31 protein-coding genes and 2 pseudogenes are annotated in these 24447 nt (G+C 50.2%); 16 read left to right on the forward strand and 17 right to left on the reverse strand.

The genetic code is table 11. The features are described from left to right. Positions 1-7: 7 nt before the first annotated feature. The 10 genes and pseudogenes from MKQ70_RS34340 to MKQ70_RS41750 all read right to left on the reverse strand — a co-directional run bounded on the left by MKQ70_RS34340 (position 8) and on the right by MKQ70_RS41750 (position 4543). Entirely contained in the window at positions 8-802 is a 795-nt protein-coding gene (locus tag MKQ70_RS34340; RefSeq protein WP_443657864.1) for a dTDP-glucose 4,6-dehydratase, read from the reverse strand. Between the two features lie 28 nt (positions 803-830). Further along, positions 831-1064 (reverse strand): annotated as a pseudogene (locus MKQ70_RS43555) (GDP-mannose 4,6-dehydratase); the annotation flags it as partial. A 79-nt stretch (positions 1065-1143) separates the two neighbouring features. Further along, positions 1144-1377: a Rossmann-fold NAD(P)-binding domain-containing protein gene (locus tag MKQ70_RS34345; RefSeq protein WP_248079788.1), complete on the reverse strand. Its 234-nt coding sequence runs from the start codon at positions 1375-1377 to the stop codon at positions 1144-1146. Positions 1378-1418: 41 nt separating this feature from the next. Next, on the reverse strand, positions 1419-1910 hold the full coding sequence (locus tag MKQ70_RS40470) for an NAD-dependent epimerase/dehydratase family protein (protein WP_308199338.1): 492 nt from the start codon (positions 1908-1910) through the stop codon (positions 1419-1421). A gap of 1 nt (position 1911) precedes the next feature. Further along, positions 1912-2067 (reverse strand): NAD-dependent epimerase/dehydratase family protein, encoded by a 156-nt coding sequence (locus MKQ70_RS40475; protein WP_282456951.1) that lies wholly within the window; start codon positions 2065-2067, stop codon positions 1912-1914. 31 nt (positions 2068-2098) lie between these two features. Beyond that, a complete protein-coding gene (locus MKQ70_RS34355; RefSeq protein WP_248079790.1) occupies positions 2099-3409 on the reverse strand; it encodes a UDP-glucose dehydrogenase family protein in 1311 nt (436 codons plus the stop codon). 7 nt (positions 3410-3416) lie between these two features. Further along, positions 3417-3919, reverse strand: a pseudogene (locus MKQ70_RS41735) (DegT/DnrJ/EryC1/StrS family aminotransferase). Further along, positions 3856-4026 carry a hypothetical protein gene (locus MKQ70_RS41740; RefSeq protein ID WP_308199339.1) on the reverse strand — a complete coding sequence of 57 codons (171 nt, stop codon included), beginning with the start codon at positions 4024-4026 and terminating at the stop codon, positions 3856-3858. The pseudogene MKQ70_RS41735 and the gene MKQ70_RS41740 overlap by 64 nt, the downstream one beginning before the upstream one ends. Next, the gene (locus MKQ70_RS41745; RefSeq protein WP_308199340.1) at positions 4023-4391 is read right to left on the reverse strand and encodes a DegT/DnrJ/EryC1/StrS family aminotransferase; all 369 of its coding nucleotides are present in this window, start codon (positions 4389-4391) and stop codon (positions 4023-4025) included. The genes MKQ70_RS41740 and MKQ70_RS41745 overlap by 4 nt, the downstream gene beginning before the upstream one ends. Beyond that, on the reverse strand, positions 4388-4543 hold the full coding sequence (locus MKQ70_RS41750) for a hypothetical protein (RefSeq protein WP_308199341.1): 156 nt from the start codon (positions 4541-4543) through the stop codon (positions 4388-4390). The genes MKQ70_RS41745 and MKQ70_RS41750 overlap by 4 nt, the downstream gene beginning before the upstream one ends. 106 nt (positions 4544-4649) lie before the next feature. Here MKQ70_RS41750 and MKQ70_RS34365 point away from each other — a divergent pair, with 106 nt between their 5' ends. Further along, the gene (locus MKQ70_RS34365; protein WP_248079792.1) at positions 4650-5981 is read left to right on the forward strand and encodes a 3-deoxy-D-manno-octulosonic acid transferase; all 1332 of its coding nucleotides are present in this window, start codon (positions 4650-4652) and stop codon (positions 5979-5981) included. Here MKQ70_RS34365 and MKQ70_RS34370 read toward each other — a convergent pair. Together MKQ70_RS34370 and MKQ70_RS34375 are read right to left on the reverse strand one after the other, a co-directional pair. Then, a complete protein-coding gene (locus MKQ70_RS34370; protein WP_248079794.1) occupies positions 5974-6357 on the reverse strand; it encodes a DUF8457 domain-containing protein in 384 nt (127 codons plus the stop codon). The genes MKQ70_RS34365 and MKQ70_RS34370 overlap by 8 nt on opposite strands. 142 nt (positions 6358-6499) lie before the next feature. Continuing rightward, positions 6500-6796 (reverse strand): hypothetical protein, encoded by a 297-nt coding sequence (locus tag MKQ70_RS34375; protein WP_248079796.1) that lies wholly within the window; start codon positions 6794-6796, stop codon positions 6500-6502. Between the two features lie 91 nt (positions 6797-6887). On the opposite strand from MKQ70_RS34375, the gene MKQ70_RS34380 reads away from it, so the two are divergent. Further along, positions 6888-7457 (forward strand): thymidine kinase, encoded by a 570-nt coding sequence (locus tag MKQ70_RS34380; RefSeq protein WP_248079797.1) that lies wholly within the window; start codon positions 6888-6890, stop codon positions 7455-7457. Here the strand turns inward: MKQ70_RS34380 and MKQ70_RS34385 are convergent. The 3 genes from MKQ70_RS34385 to MKQ70_RS34395 form a co-directional block, all read right to left on the reverse strand. Next, on the reverse strand, positions 7439-7972 hold the full coding sequence (locus MKQ70_RS34385; protein ID WP_248079799.1) for a GtrA family protein: 534 nt from the start codon (positions 7970-7972) through the stop codon (positions 7439-7441). The genes MKQ70_RS34380 and MKQ70_RS34385 overlap by 19 nt on opposite strands. 67 nt (positions 7973-8039) lie before the next feature. Further along, complete coding sequence (locus MKQ70_RS34390; RefSeq protein WP_248079801.1) at positions 8040-8474, reverse strand: biotin carboxylase domain-containing protein; 435 nt, start codon at positions 8472-8474, stop codon at positions 8040-8042. 59 nt (positions 8475-8533) lie between these two features. Continuing rightward, a complete protein-coding gene (locus tag MKQ70_RS34395) occupies positions 8534-9514 on the reverse strand; it encodes an acetyl-CoA carboxylase biotin carboxylase subunit (RefSeq protein WP_248079803.1) in 981 nt (326 codons plus the stop codon). 60 nt (positions 9515-9574) lie between these two features. Here MKQ70_RS34395 and MKQ70_RS34400 point away from each other — a divergent pair, with 60 nt between their 5' ends. The 9 genes from MKQ70_RS34400 (at position 9575) to MKQ70_RS41755 (ending at position 17883) form a co-directional block, all read left to right on the forward strand. Continuing rightward, positions 9575-10237 (forward strand): heme exporter protein CcmB, encoded by a 663-nt coding sequence (locus tag MKQ70_RS34400; protein WP_248079805.1) that lies wholly within the window; start codon positions 9575-9577, stop codon positions 10235-10237. 178 nt (positions 10238-10415) lie between these two features. Next, positions 10416-11081 (forward strand): cytochrome c biogenesis protein CcsA, encoded by a 666-nt coding sequence (ccsA, locus tag MKQ70_RS34405; RefSeq protein WP_248079808.1) that lies wholly within the window; start codon positions 10416-10418, stop codon positions 11079-11081. Beyond that, positions 11074-11304 (forward strand): CcmD family protein, encoded by a 231-nt coding sequence (locus MKQ70_RS34410; protein ID WP_248079809.1) that lies wholly within the window; start codon positions 11074-11076, stop codon positions 11302-11304. The genes ccsA and MKQ70_RS34410 overlap by 8 nt, the downstream gene beginning before the upstream one ends. A gap of 39 nt (positions 11305-11343) precedes the next feature. After that, entirely contained in the window at positions 11344-11907 is a 564-nt protein-coding gene (locus MKQ70_RS34415; RefSeq protein ID WP_248079811.1) for a Glu/Leu/Phe/Val family dehydrogenase, read from the forward strand. A 52-nt stretch (positions 11908-11959) separates the two neighbouring features. Then, positions 11960-12316: a Rossmann-fold NAD(P)-binding domain-containing protein gene (locus MKQ70_RS40480; RefSeq protein WP_308199343.1), complete on the forward strand. Its 357-nt coding sequence runs from the start codon at positions 11960-11962 to the stop codon at positions 12314-12316. Further along, positions 12279-12782, forward strand: coding sequence for a Rossmann-fold NAD(P)-binding domain-containing protein (locus MKQ70_RS43560; protein ID WP_504909816.1), 504 nt, complete (start codon positions 12279-12281; stop codon positions 12780-12782). Before MKQ70_RS40480 ends, MKQ70_RS43560 begins: the two co-directional genes overlap by 38 nt. A gap of 232 nt (positions 12783-13014) precedes the next feature. Continuing rightward, entirely contained in the window at positions 13015-14766 is a 1752-nt protein-coding gene (locus MKQ70_RS34430; RefSeq protein WP_248079816.1) for a PKD domain-containing protein, read from the forward strand. Between the two features lie 7 nt (positions 14767-14773). Further along, the gene (locus MKQ70_RS34435; RefSeq protein ID WP_248079818.1) at positions 14774-15856 is read left to right on the forward strand and encodes a PKD domain-containing protein; all 1083 of its coding nucleotides are present in this window, start codon (positions 14774-14776) and stop codon (positions 15854-15856) included. Positions 15857-15861: 5 nt separating this feature from the next. Continuing rightward, positions 15862-17883 (forward strand): PKD domain-containing protein, encoded by a 2022-nt coding sequence (locus MKQ70_RS41755; protein ID WP_248079820.1) that lies wholly within the window; start codon positions 15862-15864, stop codon positions 17881-17883. 55 nt (positions 17884-17938) lie between these two features. Here MKQ70_RS41755 and MKQ70_RS34445 read toward each other — a convergent pair whose 3' ends face one another. Continuing rightward, entirely contained in the window at positions 17939-18382 is a 444-nt protein-coding gene (locus MKQ70_RS34445) for a type I restriction enzyme HsdR N-terminal domain-containing protein (protein WP_248079822.1), read from the reverse strand. Positions 18383-18446: 64 nt separating this feature from the next. On the opposite strand from MKQ70_RS34445, the gene MKQ70_RS34450 reads away from it, so the two are divergent. The 5 genes from MKQ70_RS34450 (at position 18447) to MKQ70_RS34465 (ending at position 22829) form a co-directional block, all read left to right on the forward strand. Continuing rightward, positions 18447-18959 (forward strand): AMP nucleosidase, encoded by a 513-nt coding sequence (locus MKQ70_RS34450; protein WP_282456952.1) that lies wholly within the window; start codon positions 18447-18449, stop codon positions 18957-18959. A 23-nt stretch (positions 18960-18982) separates the two neighbouring features. Then, positions 18983-19216, forward strand: coding sequence for a phosphorylase family protein (locus tag MKQ70_RS40500; protein WP_282456953.1), 234 nt, complete (start codon positions 18983-18985; stop codon positions 19214-19216). A gap of 39 nt (positions 19217-19255) precedes the next feature. Next, the gene (locus tag MKQ70_RS34455; protein ID WP_248079824.1) at positions 19256-20965 is read left to right on the forward strand and encodes an ABC transporter ATP-binding protein; all 1710 of its coding nucleotides are present in this window, start codon (positions 19256-19258) and stop codon (positions 20963-20965) included. A 66-nt stretch (positions 20966-21031) separates the two neighbouring features. Beyond that, a complete protein-coding gene (gene queA / locus MKQ70_RS34460; protein ID WP_248079826.1) occupies positions 21032-22081 on the forward strand; it encodes a tRNA preQ1(34) S-adenosylmethionine ribosyltransferase-isomerase QueA in 1050 nt (349 codons plus the stop codon). Between the two features lie 169 nt (positions 22082-22250). Then, positions 22251-22829, forward strand: a complete 579-nt coding sequence (locus tag MKQ70_RS34465; RefSeq protein WP_248079828.1) for an IspD/TarI family cytidylyltransferase — start codon at positions 22251-22253, stop codon at positions 22827-22829. Between the two features lie 4 nt (positions 22830-22833). On the opposite strand, the gene MKQ70_RS34470 is transcribed toward MKQ70_RS34465, so the two are convergent. Further along, positions 22834-24231 (reverse strand): glycoside hydrolase family 140 protein, encoded by a 1398-nt coding sequence (locus MKQ70_RS34470; RefSeq protein WP_248079830.1) that lies wholly within the window; start codon positions 24229-24231, stop codon positions 22834-22836. Positions 24232-24447: the final 216 nt, after the last annotated feature.

Here is a 24447-nt window from a genome sequence, read left to right on the forward strand (position 1 = left end):
TCTTTAATTATCTTTTCTGATATTGTGTTTCGTAGTATTGCTGATAAGCGCCGCTGGTTACATGATCCAGCCATTCTTCGTTTGCGAGATACCAATCTACGGTTTTCTCCAGGCCTTCCTCGAATTGCAGGGAAGGTGCCCAGCCCAGTTCCTTATTCAGTTTGGTGGCATCTATCGCATAACGAAGATCGTGACCTGCGCGGTCTTTCACGAAAGTGATCAACTTAGCGGATTCGCCTTCGGCACGACCGAGTTTTTTATCCATCACTTTGCACAGCAATTGGATCAGGTCGATGTTTTTCCACTCGTTGAACCCGCCGATGTTGTAGGTTTCGCCAATGCGGCCTTTGTGGAAAATAACGTCGATCGCACGTGCATGGTCTTCCACGAACAGCCAGTCGCGCACATTTTCTCCTTTACCGTATACGGGTACCGGTTTATTGTTTTTGATATTATGAATGGCCAGCGGGATCAGCTTCTCAGGGAAGTGATTGGAGCCATAGTTATTCGAGCAGTTGGACAATACCACCGGCAGGTGATAAGTGTGGTAGTAAGCCTTCACGAAGTGGTCGGAGCTGGCTTTGGACGCGGAATACGGCGAGCGGGGATCGTAAGGTGTTTCTTCTGTGAAAAGGCCTTCTTCGCCCAGGGAGCCATATACCTCGTCGGTAGAAACATGGTAGAACAATTTGCCTTCGCTGTTGTCTTTCCAGTGTTTGCGGGCGGTGTTCAGCAGTACCGCAGTGCCAAGCACGTTGGTTTTGATGAACGCCAGTGGATCCGAGGATGGAGCGGTCAACATGGCTTTCTGCGGCCAGGTGAATCACGCCGTCGAACTGGTATTTGGAAAACAGGGAGTCCACGAGCGCTTCGTCCATGATATCTCCTTTTTCAAAAACATAATTGGGCTTGTCTTTGATATCATTCAGGTTTTCCAGGTTGCCTGCATAGGTCAGCGCGTCCAGGTTCACCATGAGGTAATCGGGATATTTGTTGACAAAAAGCCTGATAACGTGTGAGCCGATGAAGCCGGCAGCGCCTGTAACAAGTATTTTCCTTTTCATGTGGTAAAATTACGATATGGTATTAAGACAAAAACAGCACCTCCGTTACGGAAGCGCTGTTTTTGCGATTTATCAGGTTTTATTTTCCAAGTGCTTGTTTAAAGTACTCGTAAGTTATTTTTAAACCTTCTTTACGGTCTACTTTCGGCTCCCAGCCCAGGATTTGTTTTGCTTTGGTGATGTCCGGCTGACGTTGTTTCGGATCATCTTTCGGCAATGGATGGTACACGATTTTCTGGTTAGTGCCGGTAAGTGCGATAATCTCTTCTGCAAACTCTTTCAGCGTGATCTCGGACGGGTTGCCGATGTTCACGGGCAGGTGATAATCGCTCAGCAGCAGGCGGTAAATGCCTTCTAGAGATCATCAACATAACAGAAAGAGCGGGTTTGAGAACCATCGCCAAACACGGTGAGGTCCTGGCCGGTAAGGGCCTGGCTCATGAATGCAGGCAGCGCACGGCCGTCATCGAGTCGCATACGGGGGCCGTACGTGTTAAAGATGCGGATGATGCGTGTTTCCAGTCCATGGAAGTTGTGATAAGCCATGGTAATAGCTTCCTGGAAACGTTTTGCCTCGTCGTATACGCCACGGGGACCGATCGGGTTTACGTTACCCCAATATTCCTCCGGTTGCGGGTGCACGTTCGGGTCACCGTAAACTTCAGAAGTAGAAGCGATGAGCATCCGCGCATTTTTCGACTTGGCCAGACCCAGCAGGTTGTGGGTACCCAGCGAGCCAACTTTCAATGTCTGGATCGGCATTTTCAGGTAGTCGATGGGACTTGCAGGCGAAGCGAAGTGGAGGATGTAATCCAGGTGGCCGGGCACGTGCACGAACTTGGACACATCATGGTGGATATTCGAACTCTTTCAATTTGAAGAGGTGTTCGATGTTTTTCAGGTTACCAGTGATCAGGTTGTCCATCCCGATTACATGATAGCCTTCTTTTATGAACCGGTCGCACAGATGCGATCCGAGGAAGCCGGCGGCGCCGGTAATCAATATTCTTTTTTGTCGCTCATGTCCACTGGGTTTATTTGGCAGCGAGGCGGCCAACGCTTTCGTAATAAAATCCGAGTTCTTTCATGCGCGGCACTTCAAACAAGTTGCGGCCGTCGAAAATCGCTTTTTGTTTCAGCGTAGCGGCAATCTGGTCAAAGTCCGGCGTTCTGAACACGCTCCATTCAGTAGCGATGATCAGTGCGTCGGCGTTTTTCAGGCACTCATACTGATGCTCTGCGTAGGTTACTTTATCGCCCACCACACCGCGAACGTTGTTCATGGCTTCAGGATCGAATACCGTAACGGTGGCGCCGGCTTTGGTCAGTTCCTCGATGAGGTACAAGGCCGGAGCTTCCCGGATATCGTCGGTGTTAGGTTTAAAGGCCAGGCCCCACAGTGCAAAGTGTTTGCCTTTGAGGTCGTTATTAAAGTAAGCATTGATTTTGGGCATGAGGAACAGCTTTTGCTTTTCGTTCACGTCCATCACCGCGTTCAGGATGCGGAATTCATATGCTACTTCTTCTGATGATTTCACCAGCGCCTGCACGTCTTTCGGGAAACAGCTGCCCCCGTAACCGATACCCGGGAACAGGAAGCGTTTGCCGATGCGGTCATCGCTGCCGATACCACGGCGTACCATGTCGACATCCGCACCCAGTTTCTCGCACAGGATCGCAATTTCGTTCATGAACGAAATTTTGGTGGCGAGGAAAGAGTTGGCGGCGTATTTAGTAAGCTCTGCGGATTTTTCATCCATATATATAACCGGGTTACCCTGACGAACGTATGGTGCGTACAGGTCTCCCATTACTTTGCGGGCGCGTTCGGAACTGGTACCGATGACTACGCGGTCGGGTTTCATGAAGTCTTCCACGGCTACGCCTTCGCGCAGGAACTCGGGGTTAGACACTACATCAAACTCCACTTTCGCATTTTTGGCAATAGCCGCCGTTACTTTTTCGGCGGTGCCTACAGGTACGGTACTTTTGTCTACGATCACCTTGTAGTCCTTCATGATTTTGCCAAGATGCTCGGCAACACCAAGAACGTAAGAAAGATCTGCAGAACCATCTTCACCGGGAGGGGTCGGCAGGGCCAGGAATATTACCTGTGCGCCTTCGATACCTTCTTCCAGGTTAGTGGTGAAATGCAGGCGTCCTTCTTTCAGGTTACGCTCAAATAACTTTTCCAGACCTGGTTCGTAAATCGTAACCTCGCCTTTAGACAGTTTGTTTACTTTGTTAACGTCGATGTCTACACAAGTGACGTTGTTGCCTGTTTCGGCGAAACATGTACCGGATACCAATCCTACGTAGCCGGTGCCTACTACGGTAATTTTCATGTGGGGCTTATTTAATTAAAAATGATTTTACAGATTCAATGATGTGCTGAAGCTGGTCATCATCCATTTCCGTGTGGATAGGCAGAGAAATTACCTTTCCTGTAAGCGTATCGGTAACTGGCAAATCAAACTCACTGCTTCCAAAGGAAGCGAACATCTTTGACGATGCGCGGGTACGGGATAATAGATCATGGCAGGTACGTTACGGGCTGCAAGGTGTGCTTGCAGTTCATTCCTGTCGGCGCCTTCCAGTTGCAGGGTGTATTGGTGAAATACATGGTAGCTGTAAGGAGCGCGGTACGGCGTAACGATCTGCGGAACGTCGGCGAAGGCTTTGTCATAGGCGTCGGCTACTGCGCGGCGGGCGTTAATGTACTCGTCCAGCAGCGGCAGCTTAATTTTCAGTACGGCGGCCTGCACGGTATCCAGCCTGGAGTTTACCCCCACTACATCATGGTAGTAACGGGCGCTTTGTCCATGGTTAGCCACCATACGGATTTGTGCGGCCATGGCGTCGTCATTGGTAAAAATGGCGCCGCCATCACCATAGCACCCCAGGTTTTGGAAGGGAAGAAGGAAGTACAGCCAATGTGGCCGATACCGCCCGCTTTTTTCACGGAGCCATCTTTAGCGGTGTAGTTGGCGCCGATGGCTGGGCATTATCTTCAATTACAATCAGGTTATGTTTGTTGGCCACTTCCATAATTGCTTCCATATCAGCAACATGGCCGTACAGGTGTACGGGAACGATGGCTTTTGTTTTAGGGGTGATCGCTGCTTCCAGTTTAGTAGCGTCGATGCAGTAAGTCTGCGGGTCCACGTCTACAAATACCGGCTTCAGGTGCAGCAGGGCGATTACTTCCGCGGTAGCGATGAAGGTAAAAGATGCTGTAATTACTTCATCCCCAGGCTGTAAGCCGGCGGCCATCATGGCAATCTGCAATGCATCGGTGCCGTTGGCGCAGGGAATTACGTGCTTCACATCCGGTAACTTTCCAGGTCTTTGGCAAACTGCTGAACGGGCCCACCATTGATGAATGCGGAACTTTCCAGTACTTCTGTAATAGCAACATCTACCTGTGACTTGATTTTCGCATACTGGCGTTTAAGATCCACCATCTGAATAGGAACCATCTGGATATATATTTTTATTTTTTAAGCTCGCAAATTTACAAAAATTGAGATTGGGAGGCGATTATCTTTGTGAGATATTCAATTTATCCTATAAAGTGACAATTTCGTGGGATTATCGGTAATTATTTATAATATGGGGATCGGGTTGTACCGGTTGGGGGTAGGCGTGGCCGCCCTGGCGGGCAACAAGAAGGCGAGGAAGTGGATTGAGGGACGGAAACCGGTCTGGGCGCAGCTAGGTTCGCTCGGAGCCACGGGCGCTGTATGGGTTCACGCCGCGTCACTTGGAGAGTTTGAGCAGGGCAGGCCGGTTTTGGAGGCCATCCGGGAACAGTACCCGGGCCGAAAAATAGTACTTACCTTCTTTTCTCCTTCGGGATACGAGGTGCGCAAAAACTATCCGGGTGCCGACCTGATTTGTTATCTCCCGCTGGATACGGCTGCCAATGCACGCCGTTTCGTGGAAACGCTCCGGCCTTCAGTGGCTATTTTCATCAAGTACGAATTCTGGTATCATTATATAAAGGCGCTAAACGTGCCCCTGCTGCTCATTTCCGGAATTTTCAGGCCCGATCAGCTGTTTTTCAGGTGGCATGGAGGTCTTTACCGGGAGCTGCTGCGCGATATGGTGCATATCTTCCTGCAAAACCAGGAATCCGTCGATTTATTAAAAGGTATTGGCATACAACACGTTAGCCTGTCCGGCGACACCCGCTTCGATCGCGTCTGGGAACTCCGGCAACACCCGGCACACCTGCCCGTGATTGCCCGCTTTTGCGGGGACAACAAGCGGGTCTTGGTCGCAGGCAGCACCTGGGAGGCAGATGAGGCTTTATTGGCCGGGTGGTGGACGACCCAATCGGGAACTGGTCGGCAATTGATCATCGCACCACACGAAATCGGGGAAAGCCATATTAACAAGATAAGGCAGCAATTTCCGTCAGCGATGCTGTACTCAGAGTTGGCCGCGGATGAAAACGCTCCCCGGCCGGATGTGCTGATCATCAATAATGTAGGTATGCTCTCGGCCATGTACCGCTATGGCGACATTGCCTATGTTGGCGGTGGTTTTGGGAAAGATGGAATCCATAACCTGCTGGAGCCGGCAGCCTATAGCAAACCCGTGATCATCGGCCCGGTTTACGAGAAGTACTATGAAGCAGTGCAGCTGGTTTCGCTTGGTGGGGCTATATCTATAGATGGCTTGAAGGGCTTTTCGGATGCGATGGCCGCCCTGGAGGAGCCACACATCTACCTGAATAAAGCCAGTATTGCCGGCGACTTTATCCGGGATAACCGGGGGCCACGGGGAAGATCATGGAATATATTAAGGAGAAGGCACTCCTTTAAGATCAATAATATCAACCTAAAAGAAAATAGCCATGTGGAGCAACACCCACATGGTACTAATTACGCACGATTGCGCTATATCAGGTAAAACGTTTCTTTACGATCGCACAAAACTGCTGCACCAGCGGATTGTCTTCCAGCCAGCCCTCTTTGACCTTAAGCTCGCGCTCGATCCAATTATTGGCCTCCTGCAATGAGGTACATTCGTTAATGGTCTTAATCGAGCGCTCGTACATATTTTTCTCACCGCGGAATAATTCTTCAATAAACCGGAAGCGGTCATTGATGCCGATGGCGTTCTTTAAATCCTGTATGCCCATTTCACCCAGCCGTTGACCCACTTCTATGTTAGACTGGCGTAACTGATCGTTCAGCGAATTGCCGTTTACCAGTTCGTTGATGTCTTTCCGTATATTGGTCGCCGCCGGTTCCGTATGACCGTTATAATGCGGCTTTTCAGGCATATCGAACAGGGTGGGGCGTTTAGGCTCTTCCTGTTGTTTGGTTTTGATGGGGACACGTCGGGATGATAACCGTTATCGCGACGTTCAGGCACAACCGGTTCCGGCGCGGGGGCTTCTGCAGGCGGCGGTGGTGTGGGTTGAATCATTTGTGCGGCAACAGGGGGAGATAAGGTTCATGATTGGTTGGAGGAGCCGGAGCGGTGGCGACAGGTTTTTCTTCTTCCACGACAACAGCTTCTACCACAGCAGCCTGTACGGGCAAAATTACCGCAACGTGGCCGTGTGAACCGGAGTTTAAATCACGCTCTCTCTGCAAAATATTACGCTGATGTAATATTTCTGCCTGCAGTAGCTGTGAATAGTAGGATATAGTTTGCAGGTTAGCCCGGGCAGCTTTTAATTCCTGTAACTTATCAATTAAGGCATTAATTTTTTCCATGCGTTAATTGTTTAACGTACTGACGGTAAAATTATTTTATTTGCATAAAGTTAGCCAATTTCTAATTAATTGATGATCAAAATACTATCATATGTTTATTGAGCCGGTGATGGCAGGTCGAAAAAACGGATGGATTGAAGTGATATGTGGTTCGATGTTCTCCGGTAAAACCGAAGAGCTGATCCGCCGGTTGAAACGTGCGCGTATAGCCAACCTGGGTGTCGAGATTTTTAAGCCGGGAATAGATATACGTTACGACGAAACAAATATTGTTTCGCATGATACCAATAGAATTTTGTCCACACCCGTAGATAGTTCGCAACAGATTTTGCTGCTCGGACAGGGAGTGGATGTAGTGGGCATAGACGAAGCGCAGTTTTTTGATGCGGGATTACCTGAAGTTTGTGAGGCGTTGGCGCTAAAGGGCATTCGGGTAATTGTAGCCGGGCTGGATATGGATTTTCAGTGCAGGCCTTTTGGCCCTATCCCGGACTTGCTGGCAAAGGCTGATTACATCACGAAACTTCATGCGATCTGCGTAAAATGCGGCAGCATCGCCAATTATTCTTACCGCAAATCTGCCGATAAAGGAAAGGTATTGTTAGGGGAAAAAGACGTTTACGAGCCGCGTTGCCGGGTTTGTTACAACCTGCCCGACTGATCCTCGGCCATCACTTCAATGGCCTGTGGTTCGGAAACGGGCACAGGCTGCTCTTTAAAAGTGAAGCGCTTCTGCGTTACATAACTGAATGATACCACGATAATAGTGGTCAGTATTTTAGAAATAGTAGGGTAAAAGCCGCAGTACTCCACAAACACTTTCAGGAACACATAGTTAAAAAGGATACAAAACGCCACCAGCAGAAAATACCGGAACAGCTGTACGCGCCCGCGGAGGTTCGATTCCGTAAAAGTGATGTATTTGCTGAGCAGGAAGCCCGATGGGAACGTGATGCAGAAGGAAATGATAAACGCCATGATGTGTGGCGATACCACCATAAAGCCGAGGTCTGTATTAGCTTTTCCCAGGATGAAGTTGTAGCTGATGAAAAAGATGACGATGTCGAGCAACGTATTGCCGCCTCCGCAAACCACGTATTTGAAGGTTTGGAAGGGGATTATCTTCTCAAATGGCTTATGGAAGAATTGCAGAATATTTAAAATCAGCTGTTGCATAGTCCGACGCAAATTTAGCTGGTTTTTTGCAGGCTTCACCCCGATTAACAATTATTTTAATGCTTTTTTAACGCAGGTTTCTCCGCAGTTTCCAGTTAGAAGGCTGAGGTACAGGTTGTTGTGCAGCCGTAACGCGCTGCCAGAGCTGCACGGCTAAGATCGCCGCCGCTTGTGCCGCTTCGCTGTTTTCTGCCCGCAGTGACTGGGGCGTAAAATATTTTCCGATGAAGTTGGTATCGAACTGGCCGGTAATAAACGCTGGTTGCTGCAGCGCCCACTTACCAAACGGGAGGGTGGTGCGGATACCTTTCACCCGGTATTCGTTGATCGCGCGGATCAGCCGCTCGCGGGCCTCTTCGCGGGTTTGTCCCCAGGCGATGAGTTTGGCGATCATGGGATCATAGAAGATCGGGATATCCATACCCTGCTCATAACCATCGTCGACCCGCACGTTATTGCCCTGCGGACGGATGTAGGTTTCCAGTTTGCCGGTGTCCGGCAAAAAGTTGTTGGCGGGATCTTCGGCGCAGATGCGTAACTCGATCGCATGGCCGTTTATCTTTAAGTCTTCTGGCTAAAAGAAAGTTTTTCTCCTCTTGCTATGTGGATTTGCTCCTTAACCAGGTCGAGGCCGGTAATCATTTCCGTTACGGGATGCTCTACCTGCAAACGGGTATTCATCTCCAGGAAATAAAAATTAAGCTGCTCATCTACCAGGAACTCCACTGTGCCCGCACCATAATAATCACATGCCCGGGCTACGTCCACCGCACATTTGCCCATGGCGGAGCGGATGTCCGGGGTCAGACAGCTGGATGGTGCTTCCTCGATCAATTTCTGGTGACGGCGCTGTATGCTGCACTCTCTTTCAAAAAGATATACATAATTGCCATGTTGGTCGCCCAGCAACTGGATTTCAATATGCCGCGGGGAGCCTACATACTTTTCAATGAATACGGCATCGTCGCCAAACGCGTTGAGTGCTTCACTTTTCGCCATACCAATCTGTTCTTCCAGCTCGCCTTCGTGCTGCACCACGCGCATACCCTTGCCACCGCCGCCTGCAGAGGCTTTGATCAGGATCGGGAACCCGGTGCGTTTTACCACCTCGCGCGCTTCTTCCAGGCTGCGCAACGGCGTTTCGGTTCCGGGCACCATCGGTACGCCGAACTTCTGTGCGGCTTGTTTCGCGGCCAGTTTACTGCCCATGACGCTGATAGAAGCGGGAGAGGGGCCAATGAAGATGAGTCCTGCGTATTTTACCGCCTGTGAAAAAGCGGCATTCTCGCTTAAAAAGCCATAACCGGGATGAATGCCTTCTGCGCCTGTCTGTTTGGCGGCCGCAATAATTTTATCGGCTACGAGGTATGACTGGTTCGAAGGGGCGGGACCAATGCACACGGCCTCATCGGCGTACTGCACAAAGGGCATTTCACGATCGGCTTCCGAATAAACGGCTACTGTAGCTATTCCCATTTCTTTGGCCGACCGCATGATGCGGAGGGCAATTTCGCCCCGGTTGGCAACGAGTATTTTCTTCATTGAACAATTGTAAAGGGATAAAGATAAGGTATTTGGCTTTTAGCCGTTACCTTTGCAGCCGTGAAAACATACCTGTCACAAATCATCACCCTGGTGAAAAAGGACCTGGTGCTCGAATGGCGCCAGAAGCATGCGTTTTTCGGCATTGTGCTCTACATTTTTGCGACGGTGTTCGTGATTAACCTGATGATCATGAAACCGGAAGACAAAATCTGGAATGCCTTGTTCTGGATCGTGCAGCTGTTTGTGTGCGTAAATGCGGTAGCAAAAAGTTTCATGCAGGAAAGCCGGGGCAGGATGTTATACTTCGCCTCGCTGGTGCATCCACGGCAGTTTATCATTGCCAAACTCATTTATAATGTGATCCTGATGTTGTTTATGAGTATCATGTCGCTGGTATGCTGTACCATGCTGCTCGGCAACCCGATTATTTCTCCTTATTACTTTATAGGAGTGGTGATGCTCGGCGGGCTTAGTCTGTCGCTGATATTCACCATGTTGGCCGCTATTGCCTCACAGGCGAGTCAGAACGCAGCGCTTATGGCTATTATGGGGTTCCCGCTGATTATGCCTTTCCTGATGCTGCTTGGAAACATTTCCCGCACTGCATTTGAGCCAGTGCTGCAGCCCGGGCTGGTGTATATGTTTTGCCTCCTCGGTGGACTAGACGTGTTAGTTATCGGGCTGGCGCTCATTTTGTTCCCTTACCTCTGGAAGGAATAAAAGTGTTAAAGTATTACTAATTAACCCCTTTCATTTTATCTTTTTCAATAAACTTATTGTTTGATTGGAGGATTGATTAACAAAATTCTTCCCTTTTGCATGATTGCGAAAATCACCGAAAGTCTTTGTCGTTACCTATAAAACCTGTAGGTTTGCCCCCACATTTAGCATCGGAATAATGGCAAAACATTGGTGGAAAATTTTAAGCGTAGTAATCATTCTTTACACGATCATCGCCGGGTTGAGCGTAAAGATCCCGATCATCGCCAATAACGAGGAAACATCCCGTAATCTTTTCTATCATGTGCCGATGTGGATAGCGATGTATACCCAGTTTGGTATATCTGTGGTTGCATCCATTATGTATCTGGCTTCCAACGATTTGAAGAAAGATATTTGGGCATCGAGCGCTGGTAGTGTAGGGGTATTATTCGGGTTGATGGGATTTGCCACCGGTTCTCTCTGGGCAACGTACACCTGGGGCGGCACCATTACGGACGATCCGAAACAGATCAGCACTGCGCTGGCACTGTTGATTTACCTGGCGTACCTCGTGCTGCGCTCTTCTTTCTCCGATCTTGACAAAAGGGCCCGCGTTTCGGCGATCTTCAATGTATTTGCCTTTGCGCTGCTCATCCCGCTTACTTATATTATTCCGAGAATGGTAGACTCGTTGCATCCGGGCAGCACCAGCAGTCCTGGCTTCAAATCTGCTGACACAGACGGTACCATGATGCGCCTGTTTTATCCTGCCATGATCGGTTGGGCGCTCTTCAGCGTTTGGTTATACACCATCAGGGTAAGATATAGAAAACTCGCGCTTAAAAAGATTATACATGCGTAATAGAACCTTCTCCTTTTTTCTGCTGACGATATTTTCGCTGTTCATCAGCACTATGACTTTTGCGCAGCAACAGAACACAGAAACCGGCGCTATCAATGAAATGATGCGTTCCAATGGAAAGATCAATGTCGTGATTGGCGTATTGGTAATCATTTTTGTCGGAATTGTGTTATACCTGGTGAGGATCGAGCGCAAGCTCCATAAACTGGAACAGGAAAAATAACCATCGAAATAACCAAAACAACATCTTAAACAACTTTTTATGGCAACAGCTACAGCACCCGTGCAGGAAGCTCACTACAGCTTTTTTAAGAGCGTAGAAGAGAGCTTCGATAAGGCGGCCAAATTCACCAAATGGGAGAAGGGCATCCTGGAGCAGATTAAGGCGTGCAATGCGGTATACCGCATGAAATTCCCCGTTAGAATGGAGGGCAACCGCATCGAAGTTATCGAGGCTTACCGCGTGCAGCACTCTCACCACAAACTCCCCTGTAAAGGCGGTATCCGCTTCAGCGATGAAGTGAACCAGGACGAAGTAATGGCCCTGGCCGCCCTGATGACCTACAAATGTGCGATCGTGAACGTTCCGTTCGGTGGTGCAAAAGGTGGTATCAAAATTAATCCCCGTCACTATACGCCTTTCCAGCTGGAAAGCATTACCCGTCGTTATACCGCGGAACTGGTGAAGAAAAACTTCATTGGCCCCGGCGTTGACGTACCTGCTCCCGATTATGGAACAGGCGAACGGGAAATGAGCTGGATCCCCGGATACCTATACGAGCCTCCGTCCCGGCGAAATCGACGGCGCAGGTTGCGTTACCGGTAAGCCAGTAGCACTCGGCGGCGTACGCGGCCGTAAAGAAGCCACCGGTCTTGGTGTGTTCTATGGTCTGCGCGAGCTGTGCAACGTAAAAGAAGATATGGAGAAACTGGGTCTGAACCCGGGTATCGAAGGTAAAAGGGTAATCGTGCAGGGTATGGGTAACGTAGGCTACCATGCTGCTAAATATTTCCACGAAGCAGGCGCTATCGTAGTTTGCCTCATCGAATGGGATGGCGCTATCTACAATGAAAAAGGCCTCAACCCGGACGAGGTGCTGAAGCACCGCAACGAAACCGGTTCTATCATCAACTTCCCCGGCGCTAAAAACCTGGAAAAAAAATACAGACGGCCTGGAGCAGGAGTGCGATATCCTGATCCCCGCTGCGCTGGAAAACGTGATCCACGGTGGTAACGCCGACCGCGTAAAGGCAAAAATCATCGGTGAAGCCGCTAACGGCCCGCTGACGCCTGAAGCCGACGAAATCCTGAACGCCAAAGGCGTGATCGTTGCCGGACATGTTCCTGAACGCCGGTGGTGTAACCGTTTCATACTTCGAATGGTTAAAAACCTCAGCCACGTACGTTATGGTCGTCTCGGAAAACGTTTCGACGAAAATATGAACATCCACATCCTGAGCGTTATTGAAGAAATGACCGGCAGGAAAGTAAACGAGCAGGAGCGCAAATTCATCGCGCATGGCGCCGATGAAGTGGATTTAGTATACTCTGGTCTGGAAGAAACCATGATCGCTGCCCTCCATGAGGTGCGCGACGTCATGAATCAGAACAAAGACATCAAAGATATGCGTACCGCAGCTTATGTTTGCGCCATCAACAAAGTAGGCGTTGCATACGAATCACTCGGTATTTTTCCTTGATATACTGTATATCGTTATAAACGGGCCGGCTTTATGCCGGCCTTTTTATGGATTGCTTTCCAGTGAGCTGGATAACTTTGTTCCCTGCGCTATTGATACCGTGCCAAAAGTTAACCTCCTGACCCTCAATACCCCTCCCCGATAACATTATATTAATCACTTCTATTATGTTAATAAAATTATCATATGATAGCTAAATGCTATTTTTGTGGGCATTTTATCCCGAAACACCGTGAAATTTATACTGACCCTATTTAACCTGTCCGGCAAACTCTTATTCCTGCTAGTGCTCGGCCTGTTGCTCACAGGCAGCGCCTCAGCCCAGGTAAATGCGGCATTTGTTGCCGACGGTCCGGCGACCGGCTGTAATCCCCTGATCGTCAAGTTCAGGAATCAGTCGACCGGCGCCACCACCTATACCTGGGACCTCGGCAATGGTACTACTTCCACGGAGGTGAATCCCAGCGCCAGTTATACCACTCCCGGCACCTACACCATCAAATTGATCGCCAAAGGCGCCTCTGGCACCGACGAAGAAGTGAAGTCCGCGTATGTAACCGTGTATAAAGACCCTGTAGCCGATTTCTCCGTCGATGTGACCAAAGGTTGCGTGCCTATGGGCGTGAAGTTCTCTACCGCTAACGCTACTGCAGGCGATGGGTCATTGTCTGGCTACTCCTGGGATTTTGGCGATGGGGCGCCTGGTTCCGGTGCCAGTCCATCGCATACGTATACGGATGCGATGGCGTACACGGTAACGCTCACCGTGAAAAACAGTTACGGCTGTTCCAATACAAAAACGATTACTAACGCGGTAACGGTGGCGCCTAAACTGACCGCGGAATTTGTGGCTTCCGGCAATATATTCTGTGCCGCACCCGCCACGGTGCCGATCGTGAATGCCTCCAGCGCCGGTGCGGATGTGGTGTACGCCTGGGACTTCGGCGACGGCACCACCAGCGCCGATATTCAGCCTGTTAATCACGTGTATCAGCATAAAGGGCTTTATACCATTAAACTGGACGTAAGTAATTCGGCAGGTTGTAAAAGCACGAAATCGTCTACGCCGATCAACGTCGCCAACTTCAATGTGGACTTTACTATTCCGGCTATTATTTGCCAGAATACTACTTTATCGTCTACCGCCGTCACCACACCAGCAGCGTCGTCGGTGTCATGGTACCAGGATGCGTTCCTGCTTTCCAACTCCAGTTCGTTATACACCACGATGGTGAAAACGGGTAAACAAAACATCATGCTAAGTGCGATGTTTGGCGCCTGTGAATCGAAAGTGCAGAAGGAAATTGAGGTGAAAGTGGCGCCGGTAGCAAGTTTTACGATGGAAGACAAACCTTATTGTACCCTGCCCATCGACATTAAATTTACGGATAACACGGTAGGAGCGGTGAAGTGGGACTGGCGTTCCGGCGCCGGCACCAGTGCCACGGATGCGACTCCAACGTTTACTTATACTTCGCAGGGATATTTCAGCCCGTCTTTAACAGTTACGAATGTGGACGGATGTTCGTCTACCGCGTACCGCAGTCTGTATGTTTCGATGCCGGTGGTGGATATCTTTTATACGACCGCCGATACCCGCCTTTGCGAAAACACCACGCTCGATTTTTACGCCTACGGCAATCCGCTCGATACGTACGAATGGGATTTTGGCGATGGCTCACCGGTATCCACGGATGCGCGGCCCAGTCATACTTTTCCGGCCGCCGGCACGTATCCTGTTTCCCTGAAATATAAAACGAAAGACGGTTGTGAAGGCAAAGTGGCCATTCGCTCCAACGTGGTGATTTACAAGAAACCGATTCCCGCGTTTGATGGTCCGGCAACCGTGTGCGGCTACAATGCGGCGCTCTTCAACGACCTCACGCCGGATCCTACGACCGACCGTTCCCTGGTCATGGGGCGATGGTACGGCACCCACGGCCGGCCGGAATGTTTCGCACCGGTTCGAAGACGGGCCGGCTGAATTTACCGTGCAACTGACGGTGTTTAACGGTACCTGCTACGATATCACTAGCAAAACAATAAAAGTATTGGCGCCTTACCCGAAGTTCGTGTTAAGTCCGGTAGATTGTAACGATCGTATGCGCGTACGTATTACCGACAATTCTGTGGGATCTACGACCACTACCTGGGATTTTGGCGATGGATCAACTCCTGAAGTTTATACCGGTGCAGCACCGAAAGATATAACACACGTTTATGCGAAAGACGGTACCTACGTTATTACGATTACCGTGTCGGATGGCAGCTGTACCAGCTCCCGTACCCAAAATGTGCGCATCATCAATAACAGCCCGATCGTAATTGCGTCCGATAAATCCACGCTGTGCCGTAACGATTTCGCACTCGTGAAAACAACCACAAACGATGCCACAGTGCACAGCGAATACAGCTGGTGGTACAATGATATTCCTTACAGGTGGTCGTTCCAGGACGCGTCCATGGCGTATTCCGGGTTGTTGCCCGGCAAAGCGGCATTTCATGTGCGTAGCCGCAACGCGCTTGGCTGCATGGATGAATCCAACAAAATAATTGTAGACGTTACCGGCCCGGTCGCGAAGTTCGATTTCGCCGGCAGCCTGGTGTGTCATGGCGCCAGCATGTTTTTTACCGATCAGACGGATACGCAGTTCAGTGCGCCGCTTAAAACCTGGAAGTTTGATTATGGTGACGGTAAAAGCGAAACATACGATAAGAACGGGCCGTTCAGCCATCAATATGATAAAGCCGGATACTATTATGCCACGATGACTGTAACGGACGAAACAGGTTGTCACGACAGCTATTCCGGTGGCCGGCAGGTAATGATCGTTGGGCCCAATGCGGATTTTACCATACCATCTTTGGTAGGGCCGAATGACGCCGCGGTTATTTACAATAATACAGATACCTGGCTGAGCACCGGCCCGCAAACGTATAAATGGGATTTCGGCGATGGCACTACTTCCAACCTTCAGTATCCCGGTACAAAACGTTACGCAACCAAAGGTGCTTACACCGTCACGCTTACTGTAAAAGACGCCAACGGCTGTACTGATACGGTGAAAAAGTGATTAAGGTGTCGGACGTGAGCGCGGATTATTCTTACGTGGCGGATAAGGTGGATGTATGTCCGCCGGTGACGCTACAGTTCACCAATAAATCCGTAAACGCAAAATCGGTGTTGTGGGATTTCGGCGATGGAAGTACCTCGCGCATCCTCCATCCTTCGCATACCTACGCGTACGCCGGCACTTACAAAGTAAAACTGACGGTGATAGGCGAAGCCGATAACAAGGATGAAAAAATAGAAATTATAGAATTTAAAGGGCCTAAAGGAAAGATCAGTGCATCGGCGCCGGGAGGCTGTTTAACGAAAGAAATTTCTTTCCAGGTAGATGCGCAGGACGTAACGAGCTATTCGTGGGACTTTACCGATGGACAGGTAAAAGAAACAACGGAGAAAACGATCACCCATACTTATAAGAATGCCGGCATTTACAACCCACGCCTCATCATGGGCGACGGCAGCACCTGCAAAGGTGTGGCGTTCCTCGACGATCCGATCGTGATCGATAAACTGGACCTGAAGCTGGTTACTTCCCCACTGGTAGCCTGCGATAGCGGTATGTTTAACCCGGAGGTAGCTTACAATAGTTTTTCTATTGATGAAAGAGAAACCCCTGGCACATACACCTGGACGCTGGCCAACGGATTAAAAATGACGGACGCGGATACCGGGACGCCCGGCATTTACGCGAATCAACTGGGCTCGCACGAAGTGAAACTGCACGTGCTTACAGCTTACGGCTGTGAACAAACGGTGTCGCAGCCATTAACCGTTGCACAGAAACCGGTCGTAGGTGTAACCGGCCCGCTGGAGGCCTGCGCCAATTCCGATGTGCTGTTCCAGTACACACTCGCAAAAGGAGACGCATCCACCACCAAATGGAAATGGGATTTCGGTGGCAGCGGCGGCAGCACCGAAGGCACGCCGGATGCAAAGCAATTCAATACCGCCGGTACCTACGACATCAGCCTGATCGCCACAGCGGATAATGGTTGCTCGGATACCGCTAACCACGCCCTTCATATTCTGCCATTGCCCATTCCTAACGCCAAAGCATCCGCCGCCACGCTTTGTCTCGGCGAAAACACGGCCCTGAGTGCCGAAGGCGGGGGTACTTATGTATGGGATAACGGCATTTCGCTGACCGATGCCACCAGCGCCAATCCTGTAGCAAGCCCGGAGTACAGCACCACCTATAAAGTAAAAGTAGTGGACGCCAAAGGTTGTACCGCCAGCGATGAAGTAAGCGTGCGCGTCGTGCGGCCGTTAATGGTAGCCATTGCGCCGATTACGGATTTTTGTCTCGGTGATCCATTGTCGCTGCACGCCACCGGCGCCGATCTTTACCAATGGACCGGAGAAGGCCTGAACGATTTTACTATTGCCAGTCCGGTGGCCAAACCCCCGGCGATTGGGGTATATTCCTACAAAGTAACCGGCTCCGATAAAGAAGGTTGTTTCAGCGACGAAGCCGAGGTGTCGGTGAGTGTGCAACCCGCGCCCACTGTAGATGCCGGCATGGACCGCGTCACACCGGGCGGTACGGCCATCACCTTAACGCCAAGTATCAGTAACGATGTGGTGCATCTTACATGGTCACCGGACAGCTACCTGAATTGCAGCGATTGCCCCAACCCATTGGCATTGCTGAACAAATCCACCACGTATAAAATCATGGTAGAAAATCAATATGGCTGTAAAGCGGAAGACGAGGTGAAGGTGCAACTCGTGTGTAACCAGGGCGCAGTATTTATCCCAACCGGTTTTTCTCCGAACGCCGATGGTAAAAACGATCGCTTTTTCCCGCTGGGTAGCGGTATCCGGGAAATTAAGTCTATGCGTATCTATAATCGCTGGGGTAACCTGGTATTCCAGCGTAGTGGCTTCCAGGTAAACGATCGCAGTGCCGGATGGGATGGTACGGTGCTGGGTAAAAAAGGGCAGGCGGGTACATATCTTTATTTCATTGAAGCGGAATGTGAAGAGAAGACAGTCTTCGAGTATAAGGGCTTTATTACGCTGATCAGGTAAACTTTCTGCTGTTATTTATATTGATAAGAAGCGCGGGTCAAAGGCCTGCGCTTTTTTATTCGAAGTCGGGCAGTTGCTGCAGGAACTCCGGCGCATCGTTCGCACCTTTCAGTTTGCAGCAAAAGGTATTGGTGCCATTGGTGATTACCAGGAAAGAAACCGGCAGTGCCATGTTGTAGCGCACGATCTGTTCCAGTACGTTCATGTTAAGCGGCACGTCCATTTCTTTACATTCAACGATCATCCAGGGTTTGGCTTCACGGTTGTAAATGATGATGTCGCAGCGTTTTTTCAATTCACCCAGGAACACTTCTTTTTCCACGCCCATCAGCGACGCAGGGTAGTTTTTTGTTTTCGAAAGGAAGTTCAGGAAATTCTGCCTTACCCATTCCTCGGGCGTCAATACCACATACTTTTTGCGGTATGCGTCAAATATCAGCTGGTTGCCGGCTTCAGTGACGATTTTAAAGTCTGGTGGCGGAAATTCGATGAGGATCATGCCGCAAAACTACTCAACCAGACCCTTATTCACCAAAAAACCTTATATTCACTTGTCAAAAGCTATGAAAACAAAAGAAGAAATTGTAGCTAACTGGCTTCCTCGCTACACGGGTCAAAAACTGGAAGACTTCGGCTCGCACATCCTGCTCACCAATTTCAGCAACTATGTTGAACTGTTTGCCAAGTGGAACAACGCACCTGTCGTGGGCTCTGACCGCCCCATGCAATCGGTGACCGCCAACGATATTACCCTTATCAATTTTGGGATGGGAAGTCCTGGCGCCGCTACGGTAATGGATTTGCTCAGCGCCATCTCGCCTAAAGCGGTATTGTTCCTCGGTAAATGTGGCGGATTAAAAAAGAAGACCAACATTGGCGACCTGATATTGCCTATTGCGGCGATCCGCGGCGAAGGTACTTCCAATGATTACTTTCCACCCGAAGTGCCTGCGTTGCCTGCGTTCGCATTACAGAAAGCTATTTCTACCACCATTCGTGAATATGGATGCGACTACTGGACGGGTACGTGTTACAGCACCAACCGCCGCGTATGGGAACATGACCACGGAATTTAAAAAATACGGAGAAAATTCGTGCCATGGCCATCGATATGGAAACGGCCACTATTTTTTCTGTTGGATTCTATAACAAGATCCCTACCGGCGCGTTATTACTGGTATCCGATCAACCCATGATACCAGAAGGCGTAAAAACGGAGGACAGCGATAAAAAAGTGACGAAGGATTATGTGGAACGTCACCTGAAAGTGGGCATCGAATCGCTCAATAATCTGATTAACAATCACATTACCGTTAAGCATCTTCTCTTTTAGCGAATGTCATCAGCTTTAGCCGTTATTAAAGATCTGCGTGTGGAATTTACCGGGGAATCCGGTACAGTCACTGCTGTGAATAATATTTCCATCAACATTAATAAAGGGGAGATATTGGGCATTGTAGGGGAGAGCGGTTCGGGCAAATCCGTGACAGCGCTTACCTTGATGCGTCTGATACAATCGCCCGGCCGCGTACCGGGGGAGTATTGCCTGGATGGGCGGACTGGCCCCCGTGGATTTGCTGGCGCTTTCAGAAAAAGAAATGCGTCATTTCCGGGGAACGAAATCGGGATGATCTTCCGGGAGCCGATGACCTCACTCAATCCGCTGTTTACCTGCGGTTCCCAGGTAGCAGAAGCGATTCGTCTGCATAAGAAGGTTACTGACAAAGAGGCGAAAGCCCAAACCATTGCCCTGTTCGATAAAGTGAAACTGCCGAACCCGGAGCAAATCTGGGGGCGTTATCCGCATGAGTTGTCAGGTGGACAAAAGCAGCGGGTGATGATCGCGATGGCGATCAGTTGTAAGCCCAAACTGCTGATAGCGGACGAACCTACGACCGCGCTGGATGTTACGGTACAAAAGACCATCCTGGAATTGCTGAAAGAATTGCAGGCGGAAATGGATATGAGCGTAGTGTTCATTACGCACGATCTGGCAGTGATAGCGGAATTGGCAGACAGGGTAACGGTCATGTATAAAGGAAATGTGGTGGAAGAAGGAGCGGTGAAAGATGTGTTTAACCATCCGCAGCATCCGTATACGAAAGGTTTGCTGGCCTGCAGGCCGCCGCTGGCGCTGCGTTTACGCCGGCTGCCCATGATCCGCGACTTCATGGAAATAACGCCCAACGGCGCTATTACTGAAAAGGCGACGGACGTGGATGCGTTTGTACGATCGTTGGAAATGGCGCCCGGCGAGCGCGGGCTGCGGGAGCAGGAACTGCTGCAGCACCCGCCACTGCTGGAAGTCAAAGGACTAAAGACCTGGTTTCCCGTTAAGAAAAATATATTCGGCAAAGTGGAGACCTGGGCCAAAGCTGTAGACGATGTAAGCTTTGACGTGCGTGAAGGCGAAACCACGGGTTTGGTTGGGGAGTCGGGCTGTGGCAAAACCACGCTCAGCCGCACTTTGCTGCGACTGGTAGAACCAACGGATGGCAGTATTCTCTACAAAGGCCGCGATCTCTGCGGGTTTTCGGCCAGCGAACTGCGCGATGCCCGGCGCAATATCCAGATCATTTTCCAGGATCCTTATTCCTCGCTCAATCCACGATTAACAGTGGGGCAGGCCATTATGGAGCCGATGCAGGTACATGGTTTGCATGGGAGCGACCGGGCGCGCAAAGAGCAGGTCAGGTTGCTGCTGGACAAAGTGCAACTGCGGCCGGAACACTTTGATCGTTATCCACATGAGTTTTCGGGCGGTCAGCGGCAGCGTGTCGTAATAGCGCGTACGCTGGCGTTGCATCCGGAGTTTATTATCTGTGATGAATCCGTATCCGCCCTGGACGTGAGCATTCAGGCGCAGGTGTTGAACCTGCTGATGGAGTTGCGGGAGGAATTCAATTTCACCTATATTTTTATCTCGCATAACCTGTCGGTGGTCAACTTTATGAGCGACCGCATGATGGTGATGAACCGGGGGAAAATAGAGGAAATAGGGCCGGCGGAACAGGTGTACCACTCGCCACGCTCTGCTTATACGCAAAAGCTGATCGCGTCCATACCCGGTATGGCCTCGTGATATTTTTTGCTGGTGTTAATATTATACGTACCTTCGCCCACTTAAAATTCTTATTCATACCGTAATATGAAACTATCACAGTTCAAATTCGACCTCCCTTTAAATCTGATTGCCCAACATCCATCCAAAACCAGGGACGAGTCTCGTCTGATGGTGGTAAACCGCGCAACCGGCAAAATTGAGCACAAACTTTTTAAGGACATCATCAATTACTTTAACGACAAAGACGTAATGGTCGTTAATAACACCAAGGTTTTTCCCGCAAGACTTTATGGCCGTAAGGAAAAGACCGGTGCTAAGATTGAAGTGTTCCTGTTGCGTGAGCTCAACAAGCAGAACCGCCTGTGGGATGTGATCGTTGATCCCGCAAGAAAGATCAGGGTAGGTAACAAATTGTATTTTGGAGATGATGAGAGCCTGGTGGCGGAAGTGATCGACAACACTACTTCCCGCGGCCGTACCATCCGTTTCCTGTTCGAAGGCAACGACGAAGAGTTTAAGCAGGTACTGGACAGCCTTGGCGAAACACCGCTTCCTAAATACATCAAGCGTAAGCCTGAAGAGGAAGATAAAGAGCGTTACCAGACTGTTTACGCTAAGTACGAAGGCGCTGTGGCTGCTCCTACTGCAGGTTTGCACTTTAGCCGCGAGCTGATCAAACGCACGGAGATCAAAGGTGTGAAATTTGCCGAGGTTACTTTGCACACCGGTTTAGGTACTTTCCGTCCCATCGAAGTAGAAGATCTGAGCAAGCATAAGATGGATGCGGAATACTTCCACATCGATGAGTACGCGGTGAAAATCGTTAACAAAGCGAAAGAAGAAAACCGCAAGGTTTGTGCTATCGGTACCACTACCGTTCGCGCCGTGGAATCCTCCACTACCGCACAGGACCACCTGAAAGCGGCAGAAGGCTGGACCAACACCTTCATTCACCCGCCGTACGATTTCTCGATCCCTAACGCACTGGTGACTAACTTCCACCTGCCTAAAACAAGTTTGCTGATCATGGTATGTGCTTTTGCCGGTTACGACCTGGTAATGGAGGCCTACCAGCAGGCAATTAAAGAGAAATACCGTTTCTTCAGCTACGGCGATGCCATGCTGATTCTCTAATAAAATATTTTTCCAAGGAAAGTCCCGCAGCCGCGGGACTTTTTTATCCCGATATTCGTCGAATGACAGCAACATCATATCAGAAAATAGCTATTGTAGTGGCCGGCGGTTCCGGTCAGCGGATGGGCACATCGTTACCCAAACAGTTCCGGAACTGGGTGGCAAACCCGTGTTGCTGCACGCAATCATGGCTTTTTACCAGGCTTATGACGATATGAAGGTGGTGCTGGTATTGCCGGATGCGCACCGGGCTTATGCAGAACGCGAATTGCGGTTGTCTGATCATTTTCCGCAGCTTACAGTGGTTCCCGGTGGTGAAACCCGTTTTCATTCGGTGAAAAATGGGCTGGCAGAAGTCAAAGGTCCCTCGGTGGTATTTGTACACGACGGCGTACGACCGCTGGCATCCACCAGTCTTATTCACCGTTGTTATGAAGCGGCGCTGGAACATGGTAGTGCTATTCCGGCTATCGATCTGAAAGATAGTATCCGGGAGCTGCGTGCCGACGGTAATGCGGCGGCAGATCGTTCCCGGTTTAAAATTATACAAACGCCGCAAACGTTTTTATCAGATGTGTTGCTGCCGGCGTTCGACCTCCCCTACGATTCGCTGTTTACCGATGAAGCTACTGTTGTGGAGCGGCTTGGTCATAAGGTGCACCTGGTGCAGGGGGAAGAGCGAAACCTGAAAATTACGCGGCCCGAAGACACGGTAATTGCGGAAGCGTTGCTGGACAGGGGCGCCTGAGGCGTTAAGGCCGCTGCGTATCGATGATTAATACCCAATCTCGTCCCCCGGTTGGCGGTGTAAAGGTTTGTTGCTCCGTATTTCCTATAGTCAGGGTTTTACCAAGTTTACCAGTAACGGGATTAAACCAGGTGGCTGTTTTTTTCTTCTTCTTTAAAATTGACAGGTTGATCGTGACTGGAATAGCTTCCGGCAGATGAATAAAGGCGTAACGGCCCTCTGCATCGCGGGTGGCGGATATGTAATTGGTCCAGTCGTGGCCGTTATTCATTACCAGTTGCTGATCTGGTATGCGTGAAAAATAAGGCCGGCTGAGCATCAGCGTTTTCAGGTGCTGTATTTGTGATGCCGCCGGAGCTGCCAGCGCCTTTTTCCAGCCGATGATCGTATCTCCGATGTTTATTGCTTTGTAACGCGCTGTATCCAGGAACTGCCACACCTGGTGATGCCCGTACGTGACGCCGCAGGCGCCGGCGAATACGCTTCTGTACATTCTGACCCGCACATCGTACGCGTCGAAGTAGCCCCTGGCGCGCGTCCATTTACCGTCCCAGGGATTAACCGGGTGGTCTTCGTAACAGGGCTCAAGATCGGCCGTGGGCTTGGTGGGTTGCGTGGCAAGGTCGCGTGCGATGAAATCCCACACTTTGATATCACGTGCGCCGTGGCCGGATTGCAAGGTGTTCATATCTATCCAGGTTTCACTGGCGAGTTGTTGCGAGGTAGTTTGCTGAATGTTGCCCCAGGTGTGATAGGTCATAAAGTGGTGCTGTTTGCCTTCGCCCTCGCGAATGCCTTGCGCCATGGCCCGCCAGATGGGGCGATCGTCGTATTGCTTTTTGTCGTTGCCCTGGTAAACGGCAGGGCGGTCGCCGCCGAGTATCCAGATGATATTGTTGTAGTGGCCGAAGCGCCGCGAAAGCAGATGACCATAAGCGCCGGCATTATCCACGGTAAATATGCGCGGGCCGATGCCCCAGAGTTGCGCAACTTTATCGCCCCAGGTAGGTAGAAGTGCGATGTAGAGGTTTTTTTCAGCCGCGCGGCGGATGGTATAGTCAATGAGTTGCCAGTAGTTGTTGAGGGCAGGTAGTGTGTCCCAGCGAAGTGGATCATCGTTGATCAGTGGGCGGCGGTTATAACGGTTGGGTTGGTGCAGACCGTCTTCTTCGGCCAGGATCACACATTGCAGGATGTTAAATCCCTGCCTCGCACGGGTATCGATCACCTGGTCAATCTCTTCGCGGGTAAGGCGATGAAACAATTCCCAGTCGGTATCGGCAAGCCAGAAGAACGGTTGTCCGTTCGAGGTTTGCAGGTAGCGCAGGCCCGGGTGCACAGAAAGCTGCGCGCGAACGACCAATGGGAGGCTGAACAGGATGAGCAGAAAACATTTTTTCATGAACGTGGATATTGGGCTAAATAAGATAGGGCGATTGGTTGAAATAAAAAAGCGGCGTTGGTACGCCGCTAAAAGAGTTATGTTTCGTTGATTCCTAGTTCTCCGTCTGTCCCTTCCCGATCTTCTGCAAAATCTGGTGTGCCACCTCCACTGCCGGAACCCGTCAATCACATTCACATGCACGGGTTTGTTTTGTAGAATACTGTCGCGGAACAA

It is taken from the genome of Chitinophaga sedimenti, assembly GCF_023156195.1.
Lineage (GTDB): Bacteria > Bacteroidota > Bacteroidia > Chitinophagales > Chitinophagaceae > Chitinophaga > Chitinophaga sedimenti.

Bases quoted from the DNA above. Each gene is read 5' to 3' on its own strand.
- MKQ70_RS34395 (WP_248079803.1), bottom strand. From the start codon at position 9,514: ATGAAGAAAATACTCGTTGCCAACCGGGGCGAAATTGCCCTCCGCATC.
- MKQ70_RS41750 (WP_308199341.1), bottom strand. From the start codon at position 4,543: ATGGTTCCTATTCAGATGGTGGATCTTAAACGCCAGTATGCGAAAATC.
- MKQ70_RS40500 (WP_282456953.1), top strand. From the start codon at position 18,983: ATGGCCATCGATATGGAAACGGCCACTATTTTTTCTGTTGGATTCTAT.
- MKQ70_RS34355 (WP_248079790.1), bottom strand. From the start codon at position 3,409: ATGAAAATTACCGTAGTAGGCACCGGCTACGTAGGATTGGTATCCGGT.
- MKQ70_RS34370 (WP_248079794.1), bottom strand. From the start codon at position 6,357: ATGCCTGAAAAGCCGCATTATAACGGTCATACGGAACCGGCGGCGACC.
- MKQ70_RS34470 (WP_248079830.1), bottom strand. From the start codon at position 24,231: ATGAAAAAATGTTTTCTGCTCATCCTGTTCAGCCTCCCATTGGTCGTT.
- MKQ70_RS34380 (WP_248079797.1), top strand. From the start codon at position 6,888: ATGTTTATTGAGCCGGTGATGGCAGGTCGAAAAAACGGATGGATTGAA.
- queA (WP_248079826.1), top strand. From the start codon at position 21,032: ATGAAACTATCACAGTTCAAATTCGACCTCCCTTTAAATCTGATTGCC.
- MKQ70_RS34375 (WP_248079796.1), bottom strand. From the start codon at position 6,796: ATGGAAAAAATTAATGCCTTAATTGATAAGTTACAGGAATTAAAAGCT.
- ccsA (WP_248079808.1), top strand. From the start codon at position 10,416: ATGGCAAAACATTGGTGGAAAATTTTAAGCGTAGTAATCATTCTTTAC.
- MKQ70_RS34340 (WP_443657864.1), bottom strand. From the start codon at position 802: ATGTTGACCGCTCCATCCTCGGATCCACTGGCGTTCATCAAAACCAAC.
- MKQ70_RS34450 (WP_282456952.1), top strand. From the start codon at position 18,447: ATGAAAACAAAAGAAGAAATTGTAGCTAACTGGCTTCCTCGCTACACG.
- MKQ70_RS34385 (WP_248079799.1), bottom strand. From the start codon at position 7,972: ATGCAACAGCTGATTTTAAATATTCTGCAATTCTTCCATAAGCCATTT.
- MKQ70_RS34415 (WP_248079811.1), top strand. From the start codon at position 11,344: ATGGCAACAGCTACAGCACCCGTGCAGGAAGCTCACTACAGCTTTTTT.
- MKQ70_RS34445 (WP_248079822.1), bottom strand. From the start codon at position 18,382: ATGATCCTCATCGAATTTCCGCCACCAGACTTTAAAATCGTCACTGAA.
- MKQ70_RS34410 (WP_248079809.1), top strand. From the start codon at position 11,074: ATGCGTAATAGAACCTTCTCCTTTTTTCTGCTGACGATATTTTCGCTG.